We start from the raw sequence: 22,753 nt of genomic DNA on the forward strand, positions 1-22,753 counted from the left end.
TACTTCGCCACCAGCCTGAATCCCATTTCCAGCGGTGAATGCGTATGCCCGGCCAGCCATCCTCATCTGCAATGTCGCGCGCGGCCGATGCGCCGATGCTCGATGAAACATGGCTGGAAACTTGCCGTTTCAGCCTGCTGCGCCGCGACCATGAGCTGACCTGGTTCAGCCTTGAAGACAGCCGCTCGGGCCAGACCTGGTTCGCCGTGCGCGCACCGATTCAGCGCCCGGCGCTGTGCCAGCGGCTGGAGCGCGACTTTCATTTGCAACTGCCTTCGCAGTGGGTAATCAACCCGCTCGCGCTGCTTCGTTCGGCGGACGGGCCGGTGCTGATCTATCCGAGATGGGGCGCGCCGCTGGCTGGCCTGTTCGACGCTGCCGGCTTACCACTCGGGCGAGTGCTGAATATCGCCGTTGCGGCTGCCAATGCGCTGGCCCACTCTCGGCATCCGGAAACACCGCAAAACCCTGTGGGAGCGAGCCTGCTCGCGAAAGCGTCATTCCAGCCGACATCACCCTTGACTGACCCACCGCTTTCGCGAGCGGGCTCGCTCCCACATGGATCCCTGTTGCCGTGGCATCTGATAGTCGGCGCCGACGACAGCGTCAGGCTGATGGGCTTTCACACCCACGTGCAGGAAACGCCGGCGACTGAACTGCCGAGCCTGGAACACTGGCCTTATCTGGCGCCGGAACAGCTGCAGCGCGACAACGTCGATTGCGATGAGCGCAGCGACGTCTATGCGCTGTCGGCAATCCTCTACGAGGCGCTGACCGGGCGCCCGCCGCTGATCGCTCGCGACGCCTCGCAATGGTTGCATGTGCACGCCGCCGTCCAGCCATTGTCGCCAGCGCAATACCATCCCGACCTGCCGCAAGGCATTTGCCATGTGCTGCTCAAGGGCCTGGCCAAGGAGCCGGACGCGCGCTATCAAAGCATCGAATCGCTGGCCGCCGATCTGACCTGGTGCCTGCGGCAATGGCAGAAAAAAGGCCAGATCGAAGCGTTCCGCCTGGGTGCCTTCGATGCTCGCGCAACGGCCACGCGCGGCGATGTGCTGTTTGGTCGTGATGACGAACGTCAGCAACTGCTTGAACAGATCCAGCGCGTGCGCAGCGACGGCATCGCTCGCGTGCTGCTGGTTGCCGGCGCACCGGGAGCGGGAAAGTCGACGCTGATCCAGCAAGTCCTGCGTAGCCAGGCACCCGGTTATTGGGCCAGCGGCAAGATCGAACTGCTGAACAATGAACGGCCTTTCGCGCCACTGGCACAGATTTTCCAGTCACTGATCAGCCAGGTATTGGCCAGGCCCGCACTGGCCTTGCAGGCCGTGACCGAGCAATTACGCGAAACCCTCAAGGGACGCGGCCGCTTGCTGGTAGACCTGGTGCCGGAGGCCGAACTGCTGATCGGCGCCACCGCCGAACTGCCGAACATGCCGGCGCGCCACGCCCTCGACCGGGTCAATCGGGCGCTGCTCGATGTGCTCGAAGTCTTTGCGCAACCGGGGCATCCGCTGCTGCTGTTTATCGATGATTTGCAGTGGGCTGACGACTCGACTCAGGCGTTTCTCAAAGCCTTTATCGCCCGACCGACGCGGCATCTGCTGCTGGTTCTGGCGTATCGCGAGGGCGAGTTGACGGAGCATCCGGGTGGCTGGCTCGATGAAATGCGCAGAGCACCCGCGCTGCCAGTTATTGACCTCGGACTAGGGCCGCTGTCGGTGCAGGCCGTCGCGCAATTGATGGCGGTCGAACTCGATGCTGACGTCGACAACCTCGAAGCGCTGGCCCGCGTCGTGCACTTCAAAACCGCTGGCAATCCGTTATTCGTCAGCCAGGTCGCGCGCGCGCTGGTGGATGAGCGTCTGCTGCGTTTCGACGCTGAGATGCGCCGCTGGGTGTGGAATCAGGCGGAGGTGGATGGCTATCGCTACGCCGACAACGTTGCCGAATTGATGGTGCAACGTTTGCAGCGCCTGCCAGCCAGTGCGCGCGAAGTGTTGCGCACGGCGGGTTACGTCGGTGGTCGCTGCGATGAAGCGCTGTTGCGCAATCTGTTGGCGGATGATCCAGCGCGGTTGCGGGGTGATGTGGATTATCTGGTCAGTGCAGGCTTTCTCCTGCGCGAGCCGGGGCAACTGGTGTTTCCCCACGATCGAGTGTTGGAAGCCGCCGCTGCGCTGACCGCGCCCGCCGGGCGTGCCACCGATCATGCGCGCATCGCAGCCGCCATGCTCGATCTAAGCGGCGGGCAACGGCAGGCGAAGGTGTTCGATATTGCCAGTCAGATTCAGCGCAGCGACGGTCATGCGCTTTCAGGAGGTCGACGCGTCGAATTCATTCAGTTATTGGTCGAAGCCGCCGAGCGCGCTCGCGATAGCGCCGCTGTCGAGCAGGCCGTGGATTATCTGCGCAGCGCCGAGGTGTTACTCGGCGACAACGGCTGGACGCAGCTCTACCCGCAAGCCTTCGCGGCGCGCTGGCTGGCAGCCGACTGCGCGATGTTGCTGGCGGATCTGCCCGGCGCGCAACAGCGTCTCGACGACTGCCTGGAACACGCTGCCACCGTGCTGGACCGGGCGAAAACCTACCGCCTGCGCGCCAGCCTGCGTACCTTGCATTCCGACTATCAAGGCGCGATCGGCGAAGCGCTAAGTGGCCTGGCGCTACTCGACATTGCCCTGCAGCGCCAGCCATCGGCGGCGCAACTGGCCGGAGCGTTCGAGCGGGTTCGGCAATTGGTCGGCACACGGCAGATTGCTGAACTGAGCGCATTGCCCAAGGCCGACGAGCCGCGAATCGAAGTGGCCATGGAGTTGCTGAGCACGCTGATCGCCTCGTTTTTTGTGCAGGACGATATCGCTTTCCTGCACTTGGCGAAGATGGTCGAATTGACCCTCTTGCACGGCACCACACCCAGCAGCGGCTACGGTTTTGCCTGGTATGGCGTGATGATCGCCGACCGTTATGGCGAATATCTGGACGGTGTCGCTTTCGCCGAACTGGCGCTCGATCTGACCGACCTGCACGGCTACGAAGCCGGGCGCACCGGCACGCTGGTGGCGCTCGATCAGGTCAGCCCATGGACCAAACCGATGGCCTACGCCCGGCAGAAAGCTTTCGCCGCATTCGAGTGCGGTCAAGCCGGCGGCGATCTCGGCATGTCGTGTTACGCCTGCAACCACATCGGCTCCGATCTGCTGTTCATGGGCGAGCCGCTGCAAAAGGTGTTGAACGAGCTGGACGTCGGCCTGAGTTGGGTGCGGCAGTTTCACTACATCGACATCGAGCGCATTCTGCTGGCGCAACAAGCGTTTGCCAGTGATTTGCGCAGTGGGCGCGAGCCACGTTCGATCGCAGCGCTGGATGCTCTGGAACATGACTGTTTCGGCCCGCTGGATCGCGATCGCGTCTCACAGCCAACACTGTTCTGGATGTGGTTGTACTCAGGTATGTCGGCGTTCTATTTCGGCGATGTGCGTTACGCACTACGCCGTTTCGAAGCGGCCGAGGCATTGACGTGGTCGCTGCCGGCGCACATCGATCTGGCCCATTACTACCTGTTCTACAGCCTGGCGCTGGCCAGTCCGGAGGCGCCGGGCTCTGTTGCCGAAAAACTGCAGAAACTGGAGCAGCAACGGCAGCGTTTTTTGCCTTGGGTCGAGCTCAATCCGTCGACTTTCAGTAACCAACTGCTGCTGATCGAGGGCGCGATGGCCCGCGTGCGTGGCGAAGGGCTGGTCGCCATTCGCTGCTTCGACCAGGCGCAAATCGCGGCGGCCGCTGCCGGATTTATCCATCAACAGGCGCTGGCGCATGAACAACTGGCCGAGGTGTGTCTGGGCAACGGTCTGGTCTCCGGCACGCATCATCACCTGCGCGTCGCCCGCGACTGTTATGTGCTGTGGGGCGCTGAGGCCAAGGCACGTCGACTGGAAGCCGCGCATCCTTTTCTGGCCCGCGAGCATTCCTTGGAAACGGTCACACCGGTGACGCGGGTACGCCTTGATCTGGAAGTCGGCATCGAAGCGGCGCGCGCGGTGTCGCAAGAGGTGTTGCTCGATCGGTTGGTGGAAACCTTGATGACTCACTTGATGATCCAGGCCGGCGCCGATCGGGGGGCGTTGCTGTTGGTCGCCGACGGTGAGTTGCAACTGGCTGCCGCCGCGCATGTCGAGGCGGGCAACGTGCGAGTCAGTCAGGACAACGAGCGCGTGCTGGAGCAGATCGCGCCGGTTTCAGTGCTCAATTCGACCATGCGCACGCGTACGCCGCTGGTGCTCGACGATGCCCGCGCCGACTGCCCGCAAGCCTACAGCGCCGACCTGCGCGAGCGGCAGACGCGCTCGCTGATGTGCCTGCCGTTGCTCAAGCAGGGCGCGCTGATCGGTCTGGTTTATCTGGAAAACAGCCTGGTACCGAAGCTGTTCAGCGCCGAACGCCTGACCATGCTGGAAATTCTCGCCTCGCAGGCAGCGGTGTCGCTGCAGACCGCGCGGCTCTACGCGCAACTGGTCGAAGACAACCGCTTGCGTGCACAGATGGAAGCCGACTTGCGCAGCTCGCGGGCGGAACTGGCGCGCAACTCGCACCTGAAAATGATGGGCGAACTGTCGGCCTCGATCGCCCACGAAATCAGCCAGCCATTGCTGGGGATTTCATCGAACGCCTCGGCCAGTCTGCGCTGGCTCAAGCGCGACACGCCTGATCTCGACGAGGCTATTCAGGGACTGGAAGACATCCGCTCCGACAGCGCCCGTGCCACCGAGATCGTCCAGGCCTTGCGCGCATTGGCCAGGCAGGCGCCGTTGCAACGATTGCCGGTGTCGATTGACGCGTTGATCGGTGAGGTCGTGCAACTGACGGCCGGCGATGTGCACAATCGCGGGGTGAGCTTGCACACGCAACTCAACGCTGCTGACCCGGTACTGGGGGATCGGGTGCAGATCCAGCAGGTGATCTACAACCTGATCGTCAACGCGCTGGAAGCGATGGCTGGGCAGGGCATGACTGACGGGCGCTTGGTGATTGAGTCGACGATCAGCGATGGCCAGGTCTGCGTGGCTTTTCAGGACAACGGGCCGGGGATCGCCGAGCATCAGCGTGAAGAAATTTTCGATGCGTTCTTCACCACCAAGGGCAGCGGCATGGGCATGGGCCTGGCGATTTGCCGAACGGTAATCGGCGCCCATGGCGGGACGTTGCGCGTGGAAGACAGCGAAGAGGGCGCGCGGATCTCCTTCAGACTGCCGCTTGCGCCGGACGCCAGGATCAAAAGCCCCTGACTTGTAGCTGAGTGATGTCTGGCAGACCGGGTAAAAAAAAGCCGCGAAAAATCGCGGCCAAAAGGGAGGAGTGAACAAAGCCTTTTGAAATCCGACTCAGGGCCGCAGTTCCGTCAACCGCTTGGCCATGGTCGGATTCAGCAACCCATCGCTGAGCTGCCAGACATCCGCATCCACCAGCGCCACCCGCGCTCCGCACATCAGTTGGCGCCAGACCTTCGGCGGCATACCCACCAAGCGCCCGAACGTGCGGGTGAAGTGCGAGTGATCGGAAAATCCGCATTCATAAACAATCTCGGTAATCGCCATCGAGGTCAGCAAAAGTCCCTTGGCCTTGTCGATCTTCATCTTCAGCATCCATTCCTGCGGCGAGCAGCCAGTGACGATCTTGAACGCCCGGGAAAAGTGACTGCGCGACAGATTGCAGTGCTCGGCAATCTCGCTGACGCGCAGGCTGCGGCTCAGATCGTGCAGCATGTAGGCCTTGGCGCGGCGTTCCTGCCAGCCGGACAGCGCGCCCAATGGGCGCGCGAGCTGGTTGGGGTGGTCTGACTTCACCGATTGCGGGTTCATGGCGGCTCTCCTGATCGATGGGCAAAGTCTGGCCGCTGGCTTTATTTAAAGTCCTTAAACAAACCTTAAAAGTTATGAAGCGCAGGCCTCAGGCGTGAAACGGGTAATCGACGTAGCCGCGCTGATCGCCACCAAAGAAACTGCTCGGATCCGGCGTGTTCAGTTCAAGCCCATCGTGCAGCCGACGCGGCAGATCCGGGTTGGCCAGGAATGGCCGGCCAAAGGCGATGATGTCGGCGCGATCGGAGTTCAGCGCCTGTTCGGCGGATTGAGCGTCGTAACCGCCGGCGAGAATCAGCACGCCGTTCCAGGTCTGGCGCAGCTGGGCGATGATCGCGTCCCAGCGCGGGTCGAAGTTTTCGTCCTTGACCGTGCCGACCATGGCCGGCTCGACCAGATGCAGGTAGGCCAGATTCCACTGGTTGAGCGCTTCGACCAGATAACCGAAGGTCGCTTCGGGCGTGTCATCACCCATGCCCATAAAGCGGCCCATCGGCGTCAGGCGCACGCCGACGCGCTCGGCGCCGACTTCGTCAGCCACGGCAGCGACCACTTCGAGCAGAAAGCGCGCACGGTTCTCGACGCTACCGCCATAGGCGTCATCACGCTGGTTGCTGTTGCTGTTGAGAAACTGGTCGAGCAGATAACCGTTGCCGGCATGAATTTCCACGCCGTCCATGCCGGCGTTCAACGCGTTGCGCGCGGCGCGGCGATAGTCTTCGACGATGTCGGCGATTTCCGCTGTTTCGAGGGCGCGCGGCACCGGCACATCGCCCCACACGCCGTTGCCTTGTTCATCGACAATAAAGGTCTTGCCCGGCACTGGCAAAGCGCTCGGCGCCACCGGCAAACCGGCGTCAGGCTGAAAGCTTGGGTGCGAGACCCGGCCGACGTGCCACAGCTGCATGAAAATCAAACCGTTGGCCGCGTGCACCGCCGTGCTGACTTCGCGCCACGCCTGCACTTGCGCATCGGTGTAGATTCCCGGGGTCCACGCATAGCCCTGACCTTGCTGAGAAATCTGCGTGGCCTCGGTGATGATCAGCGCGGCACTGGCGCGTTGGCGGTAGTACTCGGCGTTCATCGTGGTCGGCACGTCGCCCGGTTGGCCGGCACGCGAGCGGGTCAGGGGCGCCATCGCCACGCGGTGGGCAAGGGTGTAAGGGCCGAGGGCGATGGGTTGGAACAGGCGACGGGTCATGGGTAGCTCCGGATTTCGATGAGTAGGGTTCAAGTGCGGCAGCCGGGTGCCGCGAGATGTGCAGGTAACTTAACCGGGCGTGGCGGGGCTGATAATCCGTGGCCGGCGCTACGCAGTTTTGCGCGCTACGCAACGGCACCCGCGCCCGTCCATGACGGGCGCGGGCGTGGTTCAGGCGGGTTGGGTCGAGCGAGTCAGCGGCAGATTCAGCCAGCGCCGGCCAGTGGCATTGCTGACCGCGTTGCCGAGGGCGGCCGCCATTGGCCCTTGGACAATTTCGGCAGCACCGAGGAACGGTTCGCCCGGTTGATCGAGCAGATGCACATCGACTTTTTTCGGCAATTGCGTGAAGCGCAGAATCGGGTAGCCGCTCCAGTCGTAGCTGCGAATGCCGCCGGAGTCGTAGGCGACCTTTTCGTAGAGCGTCCAGCTGGCCGACTGGACGATACCGCCCTCGACCTGATTGCGCAGGCCATCGGGGCTGACGATCTGGCCGACGTCGACCGCCGTGACTACATGATCCACGCGAATCTCGCCGGTCTGCGGATGCACGCGCAGTTTCACCGCGAGGGCGCAGTAACCCATGATGTTCTTGTAGCGGGCGAAGGCGAAACCGATCCCCGCGCCGGGCTCGTTGCTCTTGTGTGGCCAGCCGATTTCGTCGCGCACGCGCTCGATCACGGCACGGGCACGCGGATCGCTGAGATGGGCCAGACGCAACGCCACTGGATCAAGTCCGGCCTTGATCGCCAGCTCATCGATACTCGCCTCGATGGCGAAGATGTTGATGTGCGCTCCCAGTGAACGCATGGCCGAAGTGCGAAAGGGCATGGTAGTGACGAAGTTCATGTTGATCCGCGTCGCGCCCAGCTGGTACAGCGGCACCGCATTTCGATCGCCGTCACCTTCGGGCTGGGCAATCGGCACCGACGGAGCCGAGGCGAAAGGTTTCGCCAACAGGCGTGCCGGCAGCAAGCGCCCGGCATTGACGATGCGTTCATTGTGCGGCGTGGTCCACAGCTCGTAGTTCCAGTCCTGCAAACGGCCCTGACTGAGGCTCGCATCGACTTCGGTAACCATCGCCGAACTGTACGGTTCCCAGAGATTCTCCTGCTCGCGCATCCATTGCACCCTGACCGGCGTGCCCGGCAGGCGCATGGCGATCAGCGCGGCATCGGCGGCGGCATCATCGGCGCCGTTGTGGCCGTAGCAACCCGAGCCTTCGGTATGAATGCAGCGCACGCGGTCCGGCGGCAGCCGCAGCATTTCGGCGATGCCGGCGCGCAGCGGATAGACACCCTGGGTGTGGGTCCACACCGTGAGCACGCCGTCGTTGAACCAGGCCACCGCACAGGACGGGCCAATCGAGCCGTGCATCAAATATTGCTTGGTCACCCGCGCCTTGAAGCGCGTCTCGGTCGCGCCGCCGGGATTGCCGTTGTTGCTGATCGGATAGCGCTTGGACGGCAGGCGCTTGAGCAAATCGTGAATATCGGCGGCTTCGGGAATCGCTTCGCCGCCACTCCACTTGGCACTCTCGATGCCGCTGCGCATGGCCTTGATCGCTTGCCATTCATCACGGGCGACCACCGCCAGATAGTTGCCGTCGCGAATCACTTTGACCACGCCGTTCAACGCCTCGATGAACGCGGCATCGAACGCCTGAAGCGTGCAGCCGGGACGCGGCGGGCGAATCACCCGCGCATGCAGCATGCCCGGCAAGCGCATGTCCTGGACGAATGCCGCGCCGCCGCTGACCTTGGCCGGAATGTCCAGACGCGGCAGGTTGTGCCCGATGAGTTTGAAGTCGGCCGCCGCCATCGCTGGTGATTGTGCTTTCGCGTATTGGTGCACATCGACATGCTTGACCGCGTCGGCATATGTCATGCGCTGGCCGGCTGGTCCTTCTATGGCGCCGTCGCGAGTGCTCAGTTGCGCAATGTCGACTTGCCAGCTGCGCGCGGCGGCATCGACGAGCATTTCCCGCACCTGCGCAGCAGCGTTGTACAGCGCGGTGCCGCTGTCGAAAATACTGTGGCTGCCGGCGGTGTAGCCTTCGTTGGGCGTCAGCGCGGTGTCGGCGGTGAGCAAGTTGATTGCGCTGGCCGGCACCTGCAAACGCTCGGCGGCGATTTGCAGCAACGCGGTTTTCACCCCGGTGCCCAGCTCGACCTTGCCGGTGTACACGGTGATGCCGTCGGCGCCGATGCGAATCCACGCGTCCAGGTATGGGTTGGTGCGCAAGCTGCCGGGCAGATCGGGGGCCAGCACCACAGTGCCGAGGGTGTCGACTTCAGTGTCGGCCAAAACACGCCGCGCCACCGGCATCAGCGTGAAAGCCATGAGCAGCGCGCCGCCACGCAGGAAGGCCCGACGGCTGGGGTTCAAGCCGTTAGCTTCGCTCATGTCAGGCTCCCGTTATGCCCAGCCACCTGTTTGATCGCCTCGATGATGCGCAAGTGCGTGCCGCAGCGGCACAGATTGCCGGCCATGTGCTCAAGAATGGTTTGCTCGTCCGGGTGCGGATCACGCTCAAGCAATGACTGCGCGCGCATCAGCATGCCGGCGATGCAGTAACCGCATTGCGCGGCCTGCTTGTCGATGAACGCCGCTTGCAACGGGCCGGGTTTGTCGGCGCTGCCGAGGCTTTCCACGGTACGGATCTTTTTGCCTTCAAGGCCGGCGCACGGTGTCAGGCAGGCGAACACTGGCTGGTCGTCGACGATCACCGTGCACGCGCCGCACTGGCCCAGGCCGCAGCCGTACTTGGCGCCGTTGAGGTTCAAGTGATTACGCAGCGCGTACAGCAGCGGCATGTCCGGTTCGAGCTCCAGCGCTTGGGCAGCTCCATTGACGGTGAGAGTGATCTGGCTCATTTCGTCTCCTGACGTAACGCTTCGATAGTGGAAGAGAGGTCGGCCCATGGCTGATCGGGTCTGGCTTGCTCGCGCAGATACGCGGCGAGGGCACCGAGCTGGGCGTTGTCGAGGCTGGCGGCGAACGGCGGCATCACCGGGCCGGGTGCGCCGGGAATGGCGGGCACGCCTTCGAGTACGGTCTTGAGAAAGTTGCGCGAGCTGGCCGCTTGCAGCGCCGAGGTGCTCTGCAGGCCAGGGCGACCGTCGATTTCACGCATCGGCGCGGCGGCTGCGTGGCAGCCGGCGCAGGCACTGCTGAAGAGCAGGGCGCCAGTGCTGTGATCCGCTGGACTGCTCGACAGCTTTTTCGCGGTGGTTTCAGTCACCGCGTGCGGGTTTTGCAGGCTCAGCAGGTAGTCGGCAATTGCCTCGGCTTCGCTGGCCGGCAAGCGCGCCAGACTCAGGCTGACCGGGCGCATCGGGCCGGCGGGTGTGCCGTGGCCATCGACCACGTCGGCGCGCAGGTAGCCGGCCAACTGCTCGCGATTCCACGGAGTGGCGCGTTGGCCGAGGCCGACCAGTGCCGGCGCTTCCCAGCCATCGACGCTGCCGCCTTGCAGGTATTGCGAGGATTTCTCCGCGCCAATCAGGTTCAGCGGCGAGTGGCAGCCGGCGCAGTGGCCCGGGCCGTCGACCAGATAACGTCCGCGATTCCATGCCGCGCTGTGTTCGGCCAGCGGCGTCAGTGGCTCGCCATGCAGGAAGAGCAGGTTCCAGAACGACACCAGCGGACGGATGTTCATCGGGAAGTTCATCTGGTTCTGCCGCGCCGGGGCGTGTACGGCGGGGCCGCTCATCAAGTAGGCATAGGCGTCGGCGATGTCTTCGGAGCTCATGCGCCGGTAATGCACGTACGGGAACGCCGGGTAGAGAAAGTGGCCGTCGCGAGCAATGCCTTCGCGCATCGCCCGCTCAAACGCCGGCAATGACCATTCGCCGATGCCGGTCTGCGCATCTGGAGTGATGTTGGTGCTGTACAGCGTGCCGAACGGCGTCACCAGCGGCAGCCCGCCGGCCAAGTATTCGCCGCCGGGGCGACTGTGACAGACCGCGCAGTCGCCCGCCTCGACCACCCGTGCGCCGCGCTGCAATTGCGCAGTATCGAATGACATGGGGCGTTTGATGGGTGTGATCGCCGGGCGCCACATCAGCGCGACGGCGACGATCAGGCCGATCACCGCGAGCACGGCGACGCAGATCCACAGGGTTCTGGACTTGAGCAGATGGTTGTTCATGGTCGGCAGAAAAACGCGGCGGGCAGTGGCAGGACGAGTGAAGTGCGGGTCATGGAAACGCTCCTTGTAGCAGCCGGGGAAGGGCGCCGATGCGGACGTCTGCGCCAGGGCCAAAGCGTAGAGAAGACGCCTGCGGCGGAGAATCACCGGCCCGCGCAACAGCGCGTTGCGCCACAAGCAACGTTGCGCGCCACGCATCAGTGCGTTGCCAGTGGCACGGATTCTCGCGGCCGCCGGGCGACCGTAGCCTTGGCAGCACATTCCCGAACTCAACGAGGTGTCACCATGCTTACGGGCAACCCTGCCGTTGCGGCCCCGGCCGAACAGCCTGCTTCACTCTCCGGCCTGATGGTCGCGTTTCTGGCATTCTGCTGCGGCGCGGTCGTCGCCAACCTGTATTACGCGCAGCCCATTGTCGAACTGATCGCCCCGCAGATCGGCCTGTCCAGCGCCAATGCCAGTCTGATCGTGTCGCTGACGCAGTTCGGTTACGCGCTGGGCTTGTTGCTGCTGGTGCCGCTGGCCGACCTGATGGAGAACCGCCGTCTGGTGGTCGGTTTCACCCTCGCCGCGAGCGTGACGCTGCTGTGCGCCGGGCTGACCCATTCGCCGTCGCTGTTTTTGCTGCTCTCTTTACTGATCGGCCTGACCTCGGTGGCGGTGCAGATCCTCGTGCCGCTGGCCGCGCACCTGGCACCGGAAGCCAGCCGTGGCCGTGTGGTCGGCAATATCATGAGCGGCCTGCTCTTGGGGATTCTGCTGTCGCGGCCGCTGTCGAGTCTGTTGGTCGAGGTGTTCGGCTGGCGCGGGGTGTTTTACAGCGCGGCGGCACTGATGGCGGTGATCGCGTTGATTACCGCTGTAGCATTGCCGCGCCGGGTGCCGACACACAAGGCCACTTATGTCGCGTTGATCGGTTCGGTGTTTGCCCTGGCCCGGCGCTTTCCTGTGTTGCGCCAGCGCTCGCTGTATCAGGGTTTGCTGTTCGCCAGTTTCAGCCTGTTCTGGACCCTTGCGCCGATTGAGCTGATGCGTCACCACGGTTTCAGCCAGGCGCAAGTGGCAATCTTCGCGTTGGTCGGTGCGGTGGGTGCGATTGCCGCGCCGATTGCCGGACGTCTGGCCGATGCCGGGCACGGTCGTCGCGGTACCTTGGTGGCGTTGCTGCTGGCGCCGCTGTCACTGTTGATCGCCGCGCTGCCGGGCAGTGGTTACGTGTGGCTGGTGGTGTGTGCGGTGCTGCTGGATTTTGCCGTGCAATTGAACATGGTCCTCGGCCAGCGTGAGGTCTACGCCCTCGACCCGCACAGCCGCGCACGCCTGAACGCGGTGTACATGACCAGCATCTTCGTCGGCGGCGCCCTCGGCTCCCTGATCGCCAGCCCGCTGTACGAACACTTCGGCTGGCACCTCTCGGCCGTCGCCGTGGCGGTGTTGCCGGCACTGGCGTTGGCGTTGTTCCTGGGTCGCAAGGCTGAGCACAGCTGAATCTCAAGAACGACACAAAGCCACTGTAGGAGTGAGCCTGCTCGCGATGGCGGACTGTCAGCCAATACATATGGCACTGAGAGACCGCTTTCGCGAGCAGGCTCGCTCCCACAGGGAATTGCGGGCAACCGCGTGATCGGTGACCCACCGCAAAATCAATGTGGGAGGGGGCTTGCTCCCGAAAGCGGTGGGGCAGGCAGCACATTTTCGGCTGACGGGACGCCTTCGCGAGCAGGCTCACTCCCACAGGGGATTGCGGGCAACCGCGTGATCGGTGACCCACCACAAAACCAATGTGGGAGGGGGCTTGCTCCCGAAAGCGTTGGGGCATGCAGCACATTTTCGACTGACGGCACGCCTTCGCGAGCAGGCTCACTCCTACAGGGGATTGCGGGCAACCGCGTGATCGGTGACCCACCACAAAACCAATGTGGGAGGGGGCTTGCTCCCGAAAGCGTTGGGGCATGCAGCACATTTTCGACTGACGGGACGCCTTCGCGAGCAGGCTCACTCCTACAGGGGGCGGTGTGATTTGCCGATTTTTTCAGGAGCAGATGAACATGCATTTTGCAGAGAGCGCCCCCAAGCACGACGATACAAGACGTGTGGCGAGCGCTGATGCACAATCAGCGGCGTTCCCTCACCACCGGATCCCGCTTATGGACAAGTTGCTGGCCTTGAAGATGTTTGTTGAAACCGTGCGCTGCGGGGGCTATTCCTCGGCGGCGCGCAAGCTTGGGATTTCGACGTCTTCGGTGACACGGCAAGTGGCGGGGCTGGAAAACGAGTTGGGTGCCAGCCTGCTCAATCGTACCACGCGCAACACCAGCGTGACCGTCGCCGGCCAGACCTATTTCGAGAAGGCCGTGGCCATTCTCGATGCAATCGACGAAGCCGATGCGGTGGTCGCCGATCGTGGCAGTGATGCCCAGGGCCGCTTGCGCATCAGCGTGCCGGTGGAATTCGGCCGCAGGCTGATTGCGCCGCACCTGAGTCGCTTGCTCGAGCGCCATCCGGGGCTGGAGATCAGCCTGTCGCTGAGCGATCAGGTCAGCGATTTGCTCAGCGAACAGATCGACGTTTCGGTGCGCCTCGGCTCGACAGTGGTCAGCGAGGACATCGTCAGCAAACGCGTCGGTCAATTCCAGCGCTGGGTCGTCGCCAGCCCCGACTACCTGGCGCGCAGTGGTGTGCTGGAGCACCCGCGGGATCTGCTTGAGCACCAATGCCTGCGTTTCGATTACGGCGGCAGCCATCACCACTGGACCTTTCAGGGCGACGAAGAGCCGATCCAGCTCAACGTCCAGGGACGCCTGCAAAGCAACAACGCCGACATCCTGCGCGAAGCCGCAATCGGCGGTGGCGGGGTGACGCTGCTGGCCGACTGGCTGGTGCGCGACGACGTCGCCGCCGGGCGCCTGACGCGCTTGCTTGAGCACTACGAGGTCAACCCCGGCAGCGCCAGCAGTTGCATCAACGCGTTGTACTTGCCCAATCACCGGGGTTCGAGCCGGATCAACGTGTTCATCGATTTCCTCGTGGAGATTCTCCAACCGGCTGCACCCGCCGCTTAGCCCTGCACACTCTGTTGCTGCAGCCGCTTGAGACTGCTTGTATGCTTGCGCCCCGGAACACGTGGCCGCCGTGAGTGCCGACGTTCGAATGATGGCTGGAAGGGAACCCGGACTTCCTTAAGGTACTGACGTGAAGCGTGATACTCGCCTTGTAATGCTCCTGCTGCTGGTGATTGGCTGTTCCCTGACTTCGCTGACCATCTGGAAAGTCTGGTCTTCGCGCGAGCGTGCGCTGGCCGAGGTCGACGTGCATGGCCTGAACCTGACCCAGGCGCTCAACACCTACACCGAAGGCATCGTCCGGCAGAGCTCGCTGCTCTTGCTCGGGCTGGTCGAACGCCTCGAAGCCGAGGGCGATGGACCGGCGCAGATTCAGCGCATCAAGACCCTGATCGACAGCCAGCAGTCATTGATGCCGCAGCTCAGCGGCATCACCATTTACGACCGGCACGGGCACTGGTTGATGTCCTCCAACCGGCCGATTCCGGCAGGCGCGAATAGCAGCGACCGCGCCTATTTCAAGCACCACCGTGACGATCCGAGCCGCGAATCGTTCATTGGCCCGCCGATCCAGAGCCGTGCCAATCACGAATGGGTGGTGACCATCAGCCGTCGTTTCAATGACGACGCTGGCCAGTTCGCCGGGGTGGTCGCGGTGACGTTGGGAGTGGAAAACTTCCTGCGGGTGTTCGGCAAACTCGACGTTGGCCAGGACGGCGCGATCGGCCTGTCGTACACCGATGGCACGCTGCTGGTGCGCTACCCGTTCCGCGAGCAGGACATGGGGCGCAACTTCTCCAAATCGCCGATCTACGCCAAATACCTGGTCGACCGCTCGGTCGGTACCGCCTCGTACACCTCCAGCCTCGACGGCGTCGAGCGGCTGTACGCGTTCCGTAAGAGTGAAACCCTGCCGCTGATCACCACCGTGGCCCTGGGCAAGGATGAAGCACTGGCGGCGTGGCGCATCGAAGCGGGATTGTCGGCGGTGGTGGTCGTCGGGCTGCTGGGGCTGACCGGGTTGATCGGCTGGTTCCTGATCCTCGATATTCGCCGACGTACCGCAGCCGAGGAGGCGTTGCGCGATGCCCAGCAGCAGTTGCTCGCGTCCAATCGACAGCTGGAATTGCTGGCGATGAAAGACGCGCTCACCGGTTTGGCCAACCGCCGCTGTTTCGATGAAACGCTGGCGGTGGAAGCGCGGCGGGCGCAGCGTGATGGGACCTCGCTGGCCCTGCTGATGATCGATATCGATCACTTCAAATTGTTCAACGATGCCTTGGGCCATGTCGCCGGCGATGCTTGTCTGCAAGCGGTCAGCAAGGTGCTTGAAAGCTGCGTGCGACGCCCCTCGGATCTGGTCGCGCGCTACGGTGGCGAGGAAATGGCGGTGATCATGCCGGCCACCGACAGCGCCGGGGCGACGGTGGTCGCGCAGCTGATGCTCGAGCGTTTGCAGCAGGCCCATATTGCCCATCCGGGCAGTCCGTTCGGGCGGGTGACGGTGAGTATTGGTATCGCGGTGGGCACGGGCGTGGGGCTGGATTCACTGCCGGATTTGATCGAGGCCGCTGATCAGGCGCTGTACCGCGCGAAAGCGGCTGGCCGCAACGGCATGGCCGGACGGGCCTGAAGCGCTAGAAAGCTTCGCCCTTATCCAGTTTCGCCATCAGCATCTGCCCGCGTTGCCACAGCGCATCCTGCTTGGCCAGCGGCATCATCGGCTGACAGCACACCTTCGCGAGCAAGCCCGCTCCCACGGGGATCGCGGGCGTAACTCCTGATTCTTGATCCACCGCAGAACCACTGTGGGAGGGGGCTTGCTCCCGAAGGCGGTGGGCCAGCTTGCATATTCATCGGCTGAGAGGACGCCTTCGCGAGCAAGCCCGCTCCCACAGGGATGGCGGGTGTTCCACCTGATTCTTGATCCACCACAGAACCAATGTGGGAGGGGGCTTGCTCCCGAAGGCGGTGGGCCAGCTTGCATATTCATCGGCTGACAGGACGCCTTCGCGAGCAAGCCCGCTCCCACAGGGATGGCGGGTGTACCACTGATCCTTGATCCACCGCAGAACCACTGTGGGAGGGGGCTTGCTCCCGAAGGCGGTGGGCCAGCTTGCATATTCATCGGCTGACAGGACGCCTTCGCGAGCAAGCCCGCTCCCACAGGGATGGCGGGTGTACCACTGATACTTGATCCACAATAGAACCAAAGTGGGAGCGGGCTTGCTCGCGAAGGTGGTGGGCCAGCTTGCATATTCATCGGCTGACAGGACGCCTTCGCGAGCAAGCCCGCTCCCACAGGGATGGCGGGTGTTCCACCTGATTCTTGATCCACCGCAGAACCAATGTGGGAGGGGGCTTGCTCCCGAAGGCGGTGGGCCAGCTTGCATATTCATCGGCTGACAGGACGCCTTCGCGAGCAAGCCCGCTCCCACAGGGATGGCGGGTGTTCCACCTGATTCTTGATCCACCACAGAACCAATGTGGGAGGGGGCTTGCTCCCGAAGGCGGTGGGCCAGCTTGCATATTCATCGGCTGACAGGACGCCTTCGCGAGCAAGCCCGCTCCCACAGGGATGGCGGGTGTTCCACCTGATTCTTGATCCACCACAGAACCAATGTGGGAGGGGGCTTGCTCCCGAAGGCGGTGGGCCAGCTTGCATATTCATCGGCTGACACACCGCTATCGCGAGCAGGCTCGCTCCCACAAGGGATTTGTGTTGGGTTGTCAGCCAGGGTAGGTCGGATAGTCGATATAACCCTCGGCGCCGCCGCCATACACCGTCGCCGGGTTCAACTGATTCAACGGCCAGTCATTGGCAATCCGCGCTGGCAGGTCCGGGTTGGCCATGAATGGCCGGCCAAACGCGACCAGATCCGCCAGCCCCGACTCGAGCAACTGCGCCCCGGTGTTGGCGTTGTAGCGTCCGGCATAAATGATCGCGCCGCTGAAAGTGTCGCGCACCGCCTGGCGAAAGGTCTGCGGCATCGCTGGCGCGTTTTCCCAGTCGGCTTCGGCGATCGACAGGTAGGCGATGCCGACGTCTTCAAGAATCTTGATCGCTGCAATGTAAGTGCTGTGCGGATCTTCCTCGACCAGGCCCAGATATGTCCGCGCTTCATCGGTGGTGCTGAACAGCGGCGCGAAACGCACACCGACTTTGTCCTTGCCGATGCATTCGGCAACACCAGCCACCACTTCGCGCAAGAAGCGCAGGCGATTGTCCAGCGAGCCGCCGTACTGATCGGTGCGCAGGTTGCTGTGGGCGGAGATGAACTGGTTGACCAGATACCCGTTGGCGCAATGCAGTTCGATGCCATCGAAACCCGCTTCCATCGCGTTGCGTGCAGCTTGGATATACAGCTGAATCAGTTCCTGCACTTCATCGGTGCTCAACGCGCGCGGAGCGGACGGCGGCACCAGTTCACCGACACCGGGCGCGGTTTCGATGAACACGCTGACGCGGTCCGTGGCGACCGCAGAGGCCGACACCGGCGCATCGCCGTTGGGCTGCAACGCCGTGTGCGAGACCCGACCGACATGCCAGAGCTGGGCGAAGATCACGCCATCCACGGCGTGCACCGCCTCGGTGACTTTGCGCCAACCGGCAATCTGCTCCGCAGTGTGAATGCCCGGCGTCCACGCATAACCTTGGCCGCGCGGTTCGATCTGCGTGCCTTCGGTGACCAGCAAACCGGCACCGGCGCGCTGCTGGTAATACTCGGCCATCAATTCGTTGGCGACATTGCCCGGTTGCGTGCTGCGCTGGCGGGTGAGGGGCGGCAGAACGATGCGGTTTTTCAGGGTGTGGGTGCCCAATTTGGCAGGCGTGAAGAAAGCGTTATTCATGGGATAAACCTTGAAGCTGATTAGACCAGTCGACTAGTAACTGGGCAAAAAAACAACGCCGGGCTGTACGCACGCGGCGTTAGTCGGGTAGAGCGTGGGATTCAGCCGAGCATCTTCAACAGCTTTTCGGCGACGGCGGCGGAGCTGGCCGGGTTCTGGCCTGTGACCAGTTGACCGTCAGCCACCACGTGCACCTGCCAATCGGCAACTTTCGAATAGCGCCCGCCAAGACGCTGGAACTCGTCTTCGATGAGGAACGGCACCACGTCAGTCAGGCCGACTGCAGCCTCTTCGGCATTGGTGAAACCGGTGACGTCACGGCCCTTGACGATTGGCTGGCCGTCAGCGCGGACCACATGACGCAACACACCCGGTGCGTGGCAGACAAAACCGTGAGGTTTGTTGGCGCGGTCGAAGGCTTCGATCAGTGCAATAGAGGCTTTGTCTTCGGCCAGATCCCACAACGGGCCGTGGCCGCCTGGGTAGAACACTGCGTCGAAATCTTCGGCCTTCACATCAGCCAGACGGCCAGTGGTGGCGAGTGCCTGTTGTGCGGCCGGATCGGCGCGGAAGCGATCGGTCTCGGCAGTCTGCGCGCTTGGCTCATCGCTTTTTGGATCGAGCGGTGGCTGGCCGCCGGCAGGCGATACCAGGGTGACGTCGGCGCCGGCGTCCTTGAAGGCGTAGTAGGGCGCAGCAAACTCTTCCAGCCAGAAACCGGTTTTCTTGCCGGTGTTGCCGAGTTGATCGTGAGAAGTCAGAACCATCAAGATTTTCATAGAGCACCCTTGGGTTGGTCTGGCATCGGCAGGAGGCGAGGGATTCGCTTGTTGTCGGTGCCGCATGAATTTGTGTGTCGGGGCGCAGCATAGTTTCCAATTAGACCAGTCGACTAGTAATTTTTTCAGAAAATGTTTTTGCCCGGCGGATATGGCAAACTCCCGGTCCTGAAAACTATACGACTGGTCTATTGTCTGGAATTTTGCGCACCATGAAGCCGACCTTTGACGACACCCGCCAACACTTGCTCGACACCGGCCACCGGATGATGGCCGAAAAGGGCTTCACCAGCGTCGGCCTCAACGAGATCCTGCAGACCGCCGGCGTGCCCAAGGGCTCGTTCTATCACTACTTCAAATCCAAGGAGTTGTACGGCCAGGCGCTGCTTGAGGACTACTTCGTCGACTACCTCGCCGACATGGAGCGCCGCCTGACCCTGCCGGGGCTGACTGCGTTCGAGCGTTTGATGGATTACTGGCAGGGCTGGCAGAACCGTTGCACCCTGGAGGGCCATGGCGATGAATGCCTGGTGGTGAAACTCAGCGCCGAAGTCGCCGACCTGTCTGAGTCAATGCGCCTGACCCTGCGCGACGGCGCCGAACGCATCGTCGCGCGCATCACCGAATGCATCGAACAAGGCCAGACCGACAAAAGCCTGCCCGAGGGCGATGCGCGAAAGTTGGCGGAGACGCTGTATCAGCTCTGGCTCGGCGCGAGTCTGCTGAACAAATTGCAGCGCACCGGACAGTCGCTGGAAACCTCGATGGCGATGACCCGGCAATTGTTGCAAGTCTGAGCCTCGCCGCGGGTCCCTTGTGGGAGTGAGCTTGCTCGCGAAGACGGCGGCACATTCAACATCTTCATCGCCTGACCCAGCGCATTCGCGAGCAAGCCCGCTCCCACAGGTGTTCGCGGCGCGTGCCAAATCCCGGCAACCCACAATATCCAGTGTGGGAGCGGGCTTGCTCGCGAAGACGGCGGCACATTCAACATCTCATCGCCAGACCGAATGCATTCGCGAGCAAGCCCGCTCCCACAGTTTTCGCGGCGCGTGCCAAATCCCGGCAACCCACAATATCCAGTGTGGGAGCGGGCTTGCTCGCGAAGACGGCGGCACATCAAACATCTCACCGCCAGACCGAATGCATTCGCGAGCAGGCTCGCTCCCACAGGGGACCTGCGTGGATTATGGGTTTGGGGATCAGCAGGCCAGTCAACACTCAGGCAGTTGAGCAAACCACTGCGCATACGGCGTATTGCTCACCTTGTGCCGGTTGTAATCCGGGCTGCCATCCTCCCACCACACCGGCCCGCGTTCACCCAATGCGACTTTGGCCTGGTTCACACGTGCTCTCGCTGACTTCAATGCATCAGCATCCTCCGCGTGTTTGGCCTCTTTGACCGCTCGCCGCGCCGACATGAGTTCGGTAACCAACGCCTCACGCTCGGCCGCTGGCAGCGCTGGATTGCTGCAACGCCAGAGCTGCTGCTTGACAACAAAATAGCGGCCATCGGGGGTGGTGGGGTACATGGGCGATATCCTGCGTGATCCAGTCTCAGACCGGATAGGACAACTCGCCGATGAGTTTATCCAGCGTAATCGGATAATCGCGCACCCGTACGCCGCAGGCGTTGTAGATCGCATTGGCGATGGCCGCCGCCGCGCCGCTGATGCCCAACTCGCCAACGCCTTTGGCTTTCAACGGGGTGGCATAGGGGTCGACTTCATCGAGAAAGATCACTTCCTGATGGGGAATGTCGGCGTGCACCGGCACCTCGTATCCGGCCAGATCGTGGTTGACGAAAAAGCCGATTCGATGATCCACCGCCAGCTCTTCCATCAATGCCGCACCCGCACCCATGGTCATCCCGCCGATAATCTGGCTGCGCGCGGTTTTCGGGTTGAGGATGCGCCCGGCGGCGCACACCGCCAGTTGCCGGCGCAGACGGATCTCCCCGGTAGCGGCATTGACCGCGACCTCGGCGAAATGCGCACCGAAAGTCTGCTGGGCGAAGCGCTGGGAAAGGTCGCCGTATTCCATGCGGTCCTCGCCCGTCAGCTCGCCATTGGCTGCGGCCTGAGCCAAGGCAACCTGCTGCGAGCCTGCGCGAATTTGTCCGTCGACAAACTCGGCTTGTTGCGGGTCAATCCTGACGGCGCGGGCAGCGGCCTCGCGCAATTTCAGGCATGCGGCATACACGCCGGCAGTGGAGGAGGCCGCGCCCCACTGGCCGCCGGAGCCCGACGATTCCGGAAATTTCGAATCGCCCAGACGCACCACAACGCGCTCCAGCCGCACGCCCATCATTTCCGCAGCGGTCTGGGCAATGATGGTGTAACTGCCAGTGCCAATGTCGGTCATGTCGGTTTCTACGGTGATGCCGCCTTGACGATCGAGACGCACGCGTGCCGCCGAAGCGGTGGTCGGTGCGCCGCGAATCGCCGAGGCCAGACCGATGCCGATCAGCCAACCGCCCTCACGGCGCTGACCGGGTTGAGGGTTGCGCTGCTGCCAGCCGAAGCGCTCAGCGCCAGTGTTCAGGCACTCCACCAATTGTCGTTTGGAGAATGGCCGCGTGGGTTGCTCCGGATCGACCTGCGTGTCGTTGAGGATGCGCAGTTGCAGCGGATCCATCTGCAGCTTTTCCGCCAGTTCATCCATGGCGATTTCCAGCGCCATCATTCCCGGCGCCTCACCCGGTGCGCGCATCGCCGAACCCTCGGCGAGATCGAGCACGGCAAGGTTCAAGCGGGTCATGCGATTGGCCCCGGCGTACAGCAATCGCGTTGACGCGGTCGCCGCTTCGGCGCGACCGCCGCGCAGGTTGCCCGACCAGCTCTCGTGGCCGATCGCCGTGATCACGCCGTCACGGTTGGCACCGATGCGCAGGCGCTGAATCGTTGCCGGACGATGGGTCAGGTTGTTGAACATCAGCGGCCGCGGCAGCGCGACTTTTACAGGTCGCCCGGCATGTCGAGCGGCCAGGGATGCCAAGACTGCGTCGCAAAGAATCGTGCCCTTACCGCCGAAACCGCCGCCGATATACGGCGAGATCAGGCGCACGTCTTCCTTGGCAATGCCGAGGGTTTTCGCCAGATCGCGCACGCCCCAGTTGATCTGCTGGATTGATGTCCACAAGGTCAACTGCTTGCCGTTCCAGCGGGCGATGGTTGCATGCGGTTCCATCATCGCGTGAGCCTGATCGGGCGTGCTGTAGTGCTGATCGATTTGCACGGGCGCAGCGTTGAAGGCGCCTTCGAAGTCACCGACGCTGGTCTGCGGTGGCGGGCCGAAACCGGCCGGTGGCGGTGGGGTTGCGGAGTCTTTCGCAGTTGCGAGATCGAACGAACCCGGTGCGGCCACGTAGCGAATTTCAAGCAGACCGGCAGCCGCGCGGGCCTGTTCAAAGGTCTCCGCGACTACAATTGCCACTGCCTGGTGATAGTGATCGACCTGCGGCCCGGCCAATGCCCGAGCAACGTAAAACTCGCCTTTGGCCAACGGCCCGGCGTTTTCGTAAGTGACGATGGCGATCACCCCGGACGCTTCCCGCGCGCTTGCCGAATCGATCGAAGCAATGCGCCCCTTGCCGACTCCGGCACCGACGATATAGCCATAGGCGGCGTCCGGCACCGCTGCGTTTTGTTCGTAGGCGTACGTGGCGGTGCCGGTGGTTTTCAGCTTGCCGTCGATGCGGTCGGCAGGCTGGCCGATCACCTTCAGTTGATCGATCGGATTGGAGCCGGCCGGGGTGTCGAATTTCATCTGCAAATTCCTTTCAGACAGGCTGGCAGCGCCCACGTAGCGCGGCGCAGCCATCGATTGACGTCGGATCTCTACGA

14 protein-coding genes are annotated in these 22,753 nt (G+C 63.1%); 5 read left to right on the forward strand and 9 right to left on the reverse strand.

Annotation, left to right across the window (positions count from 1 at the left end; all coding sequences use genetic code 11):
• Window positions 1-44: 44 nt before the first annotated feature.
• Entirely contained in the window at window positions 45-5,288 is a 5,244-nt protein-coding gene (locus ACZ0AZ_RS22540; protein ID WP_463570667.1) for a trifunctional serine/threonine-protein kinase/ATP-binding protein/sensor histidine kinase, read from the forward strand.
• Window positions 5,289-5,384: 96 nt separating this feature from the next.
• Here ACZ0AZ_RS22540 and ACZ0AZ_RS22545 read toward each other — a convergent pair whose 3' ends face one another.
• The 5 genes from ACZ0AZ_RS22545 to ACZ0AZ_RS22565 all read right to left on the reverse strand — a co-directional run bounded on the left by ACZ0AZ_RS22545 (window position 5,385) and on the right by ACZ0AZ_RS22565 (window position 11,476).
• A complete protein-coding gene (locus ACZ0AZ_RS22545; protein ID WP_463538177.1) occupies window positions 5,385-5,861 on the reverse strand; it encodes a helix-turn-helix domain-containing protein in 477 nt (158 codons plus the stop codon).
• Window positions 5,862-5,949: 88 nt separating this feature from the next.
• Window positions 5,950-7,062 (reverse strand): alkene reductase, encoded by a 1,113-nt coding sequence (locus tag ACZ0AZ_RS22550; protein ID WP_039760595.1) that lies wholly within the window; start codon window positions 7,060-7,062, stop codon window positions 5,950-5,952.
• A 171-nt stretch (window positions 7,063-7,233) separates the two neighbouring features.
• Window positions 7,234-9,468 (reverse strand): xanthine dehydrogenase family protein molybdopterin-binding subunit, encoded by a 2,235-nt coding sequence (locus tag ACZ0AZ_RS22555; RefSeq protein ID WP_463570665.1) that lies wholly within the window; start codon window positions 9,466-9,468, stop codon window positions 7,234-7,236.
• A complete protein-coding gene (locus ACZ0AZ_RS22560; protein ID WP_463538178.1) occupies window positions 9,465-9,938 on the reverse strand; it encodes a (2Fe-2S)-binding protein in 474 nt (157 codons plus the stop codon). The genes ACZ0AZ_RS22555 and ACZ0AZ_RS22560 overlap by 4 nt, the downstream gene beginning before the upstream one ends.
• Window positions 9,935-11,476 (reverse strand): c-type cytochrome, encoded by a 1,542-nt coding sequence (locus ACZ0AZ_RS22565; protein ID WP_463538179.1) that lies wholly within the window; start codon window positions 11,474-11,476, stop codon window positions 9,935-9,937. The genes ACZ0AZ_RS22560 and ACZ0AZ_RS22565 overlap by 4 nt, the downstream gene beginning before the upstream one ends.
• 24 nt (window positions 11,477-11,500) lie before the next feature.
• On the opposite strand from ACZ0AZ_RS22565, the gene ACZ0AZ_RS22570 reads away from it, so the two are divergent.
• From ACZ0AZ_RS22570 to ACZ0AZ_RS22580, 3 genes are all read left to right on the forward strand, one after another.
• Window positions 11,501-12,703: an MFS transporter gene (locus ACZ0AZ_RS22570; protein ID WP_463538180.1), complete on the forward strand. Its 1,203-nt coding sequence runs from the start codon at window positions 11,501-11,503 to the stop codon at window positions 12,701-12,703.
• 659 nt (window positions 12,704-13,362) lie between these two features.
• Window positions 13,363-14,277 (forward strand): LysR family transcriptional regulator, encoded by a 915-nt coding sequence (locus tag ACZ0AZ_RS22575; RefSeq protein ID WP_129998727.1) that lies wholly within the window; start codon window positions 13,363-13,365, stop codon window positions 14,275-14,277.
• 130 nt (window positions 14,278-14,407) lie between these two features.
• Complete coding sequence (locus ACZ0AZ_RS22580) at window positions 14,408-15,910, forward strand: sensor domain-containing diguanylate cyclase (protein ID WP_129998728.1); 1,503 nt, start codon at window positions 14,408-14,410, stop codon at window positions 15,908-15,910.
• Window positions 15,911-17,007: 1,097 nt separating this feature from the next.
• Here ACZ0AZ_RS22580 and ACZ0AZ_RS22585 read toward each other — a convergent pair.
• Complete coding sequence (locus ACZ0AZ_RS22585; RefSeq protein WP_463538181.1) at window positions 17,008-18,129, reverse strand: alkene reductase; 1,122 nt, start codon at window positions 18,127-18,129, stop codon at window positions 17,008-17,010.
• Between the two features lie 101 nt (window positions 18,130-18,230).
• Entirely contained in the window at window positions 18,231-18,908 is a 678-nt protein-coding gene (locus ACZ0AZ_RS22590; protein ID WP_041480320.1) for a type 1 glutamine amidotransferase domain-containing protein, read from the reverse strand.
• 212 nt (window positions 18,909-19,120) lie between these two features.
• On the opposite strand from ACZ0AZ_RS22590, the gene ACZ0AZ_RS22595 reads away from it, so the two are divergent.
• Complete coding sequence (locus tag ACZ0AZ_RS22595; RefSeq protein WP_016770670.1) at window positions 19,121-19,705, forward strand: TetR/AcrR family transcriptional regulator; 585 nt, start codon at window positions 19,121-19,123, stop codon at window positions 19,703-19,705.
• Between the two features lie 417 nt (window positions 19,706-20,122).
• Here ACZ0AZ_RS22595 and ACZ0AZ_RS22600 read toward each other — a convergent pair whose 3' ends face one another.
• Both ACZ0AZ_RS22600 and paoC read right to left on the reverse strand, forming a co-directional pair.
• The gene (locus tag ACZ0AZ_RS22600) at window positions 20,123-20,440 is read right to left on the reverse strand and encodes a hypothetical protein (RefSeq protein ID WP_129999286.1); all 318 of its coding nucleotides are present in this window, start codon (window positions 20,438-20,440) and stop codon (window positions 20,123-20,125) included.
• Between the two features lie 25 nt (window positions 20,441-20,465).
• Entirely contained in the window at window positions 20,466-22,676 is a 2,211-nt protein-coding gene (gene paoC / locus ACZ0AZ_RS22605; RefSeq protein WP_463538182.1) for an aldehyde oxidoreductase molybdenum-binding subunit PaoC, read from the reverse strand.
• Window positions 22,677-22,753: the final 77 nt, after the last annotated feature.

This window comes from Pseudomonas sp. AC239, from assembly GCF_979258545.1.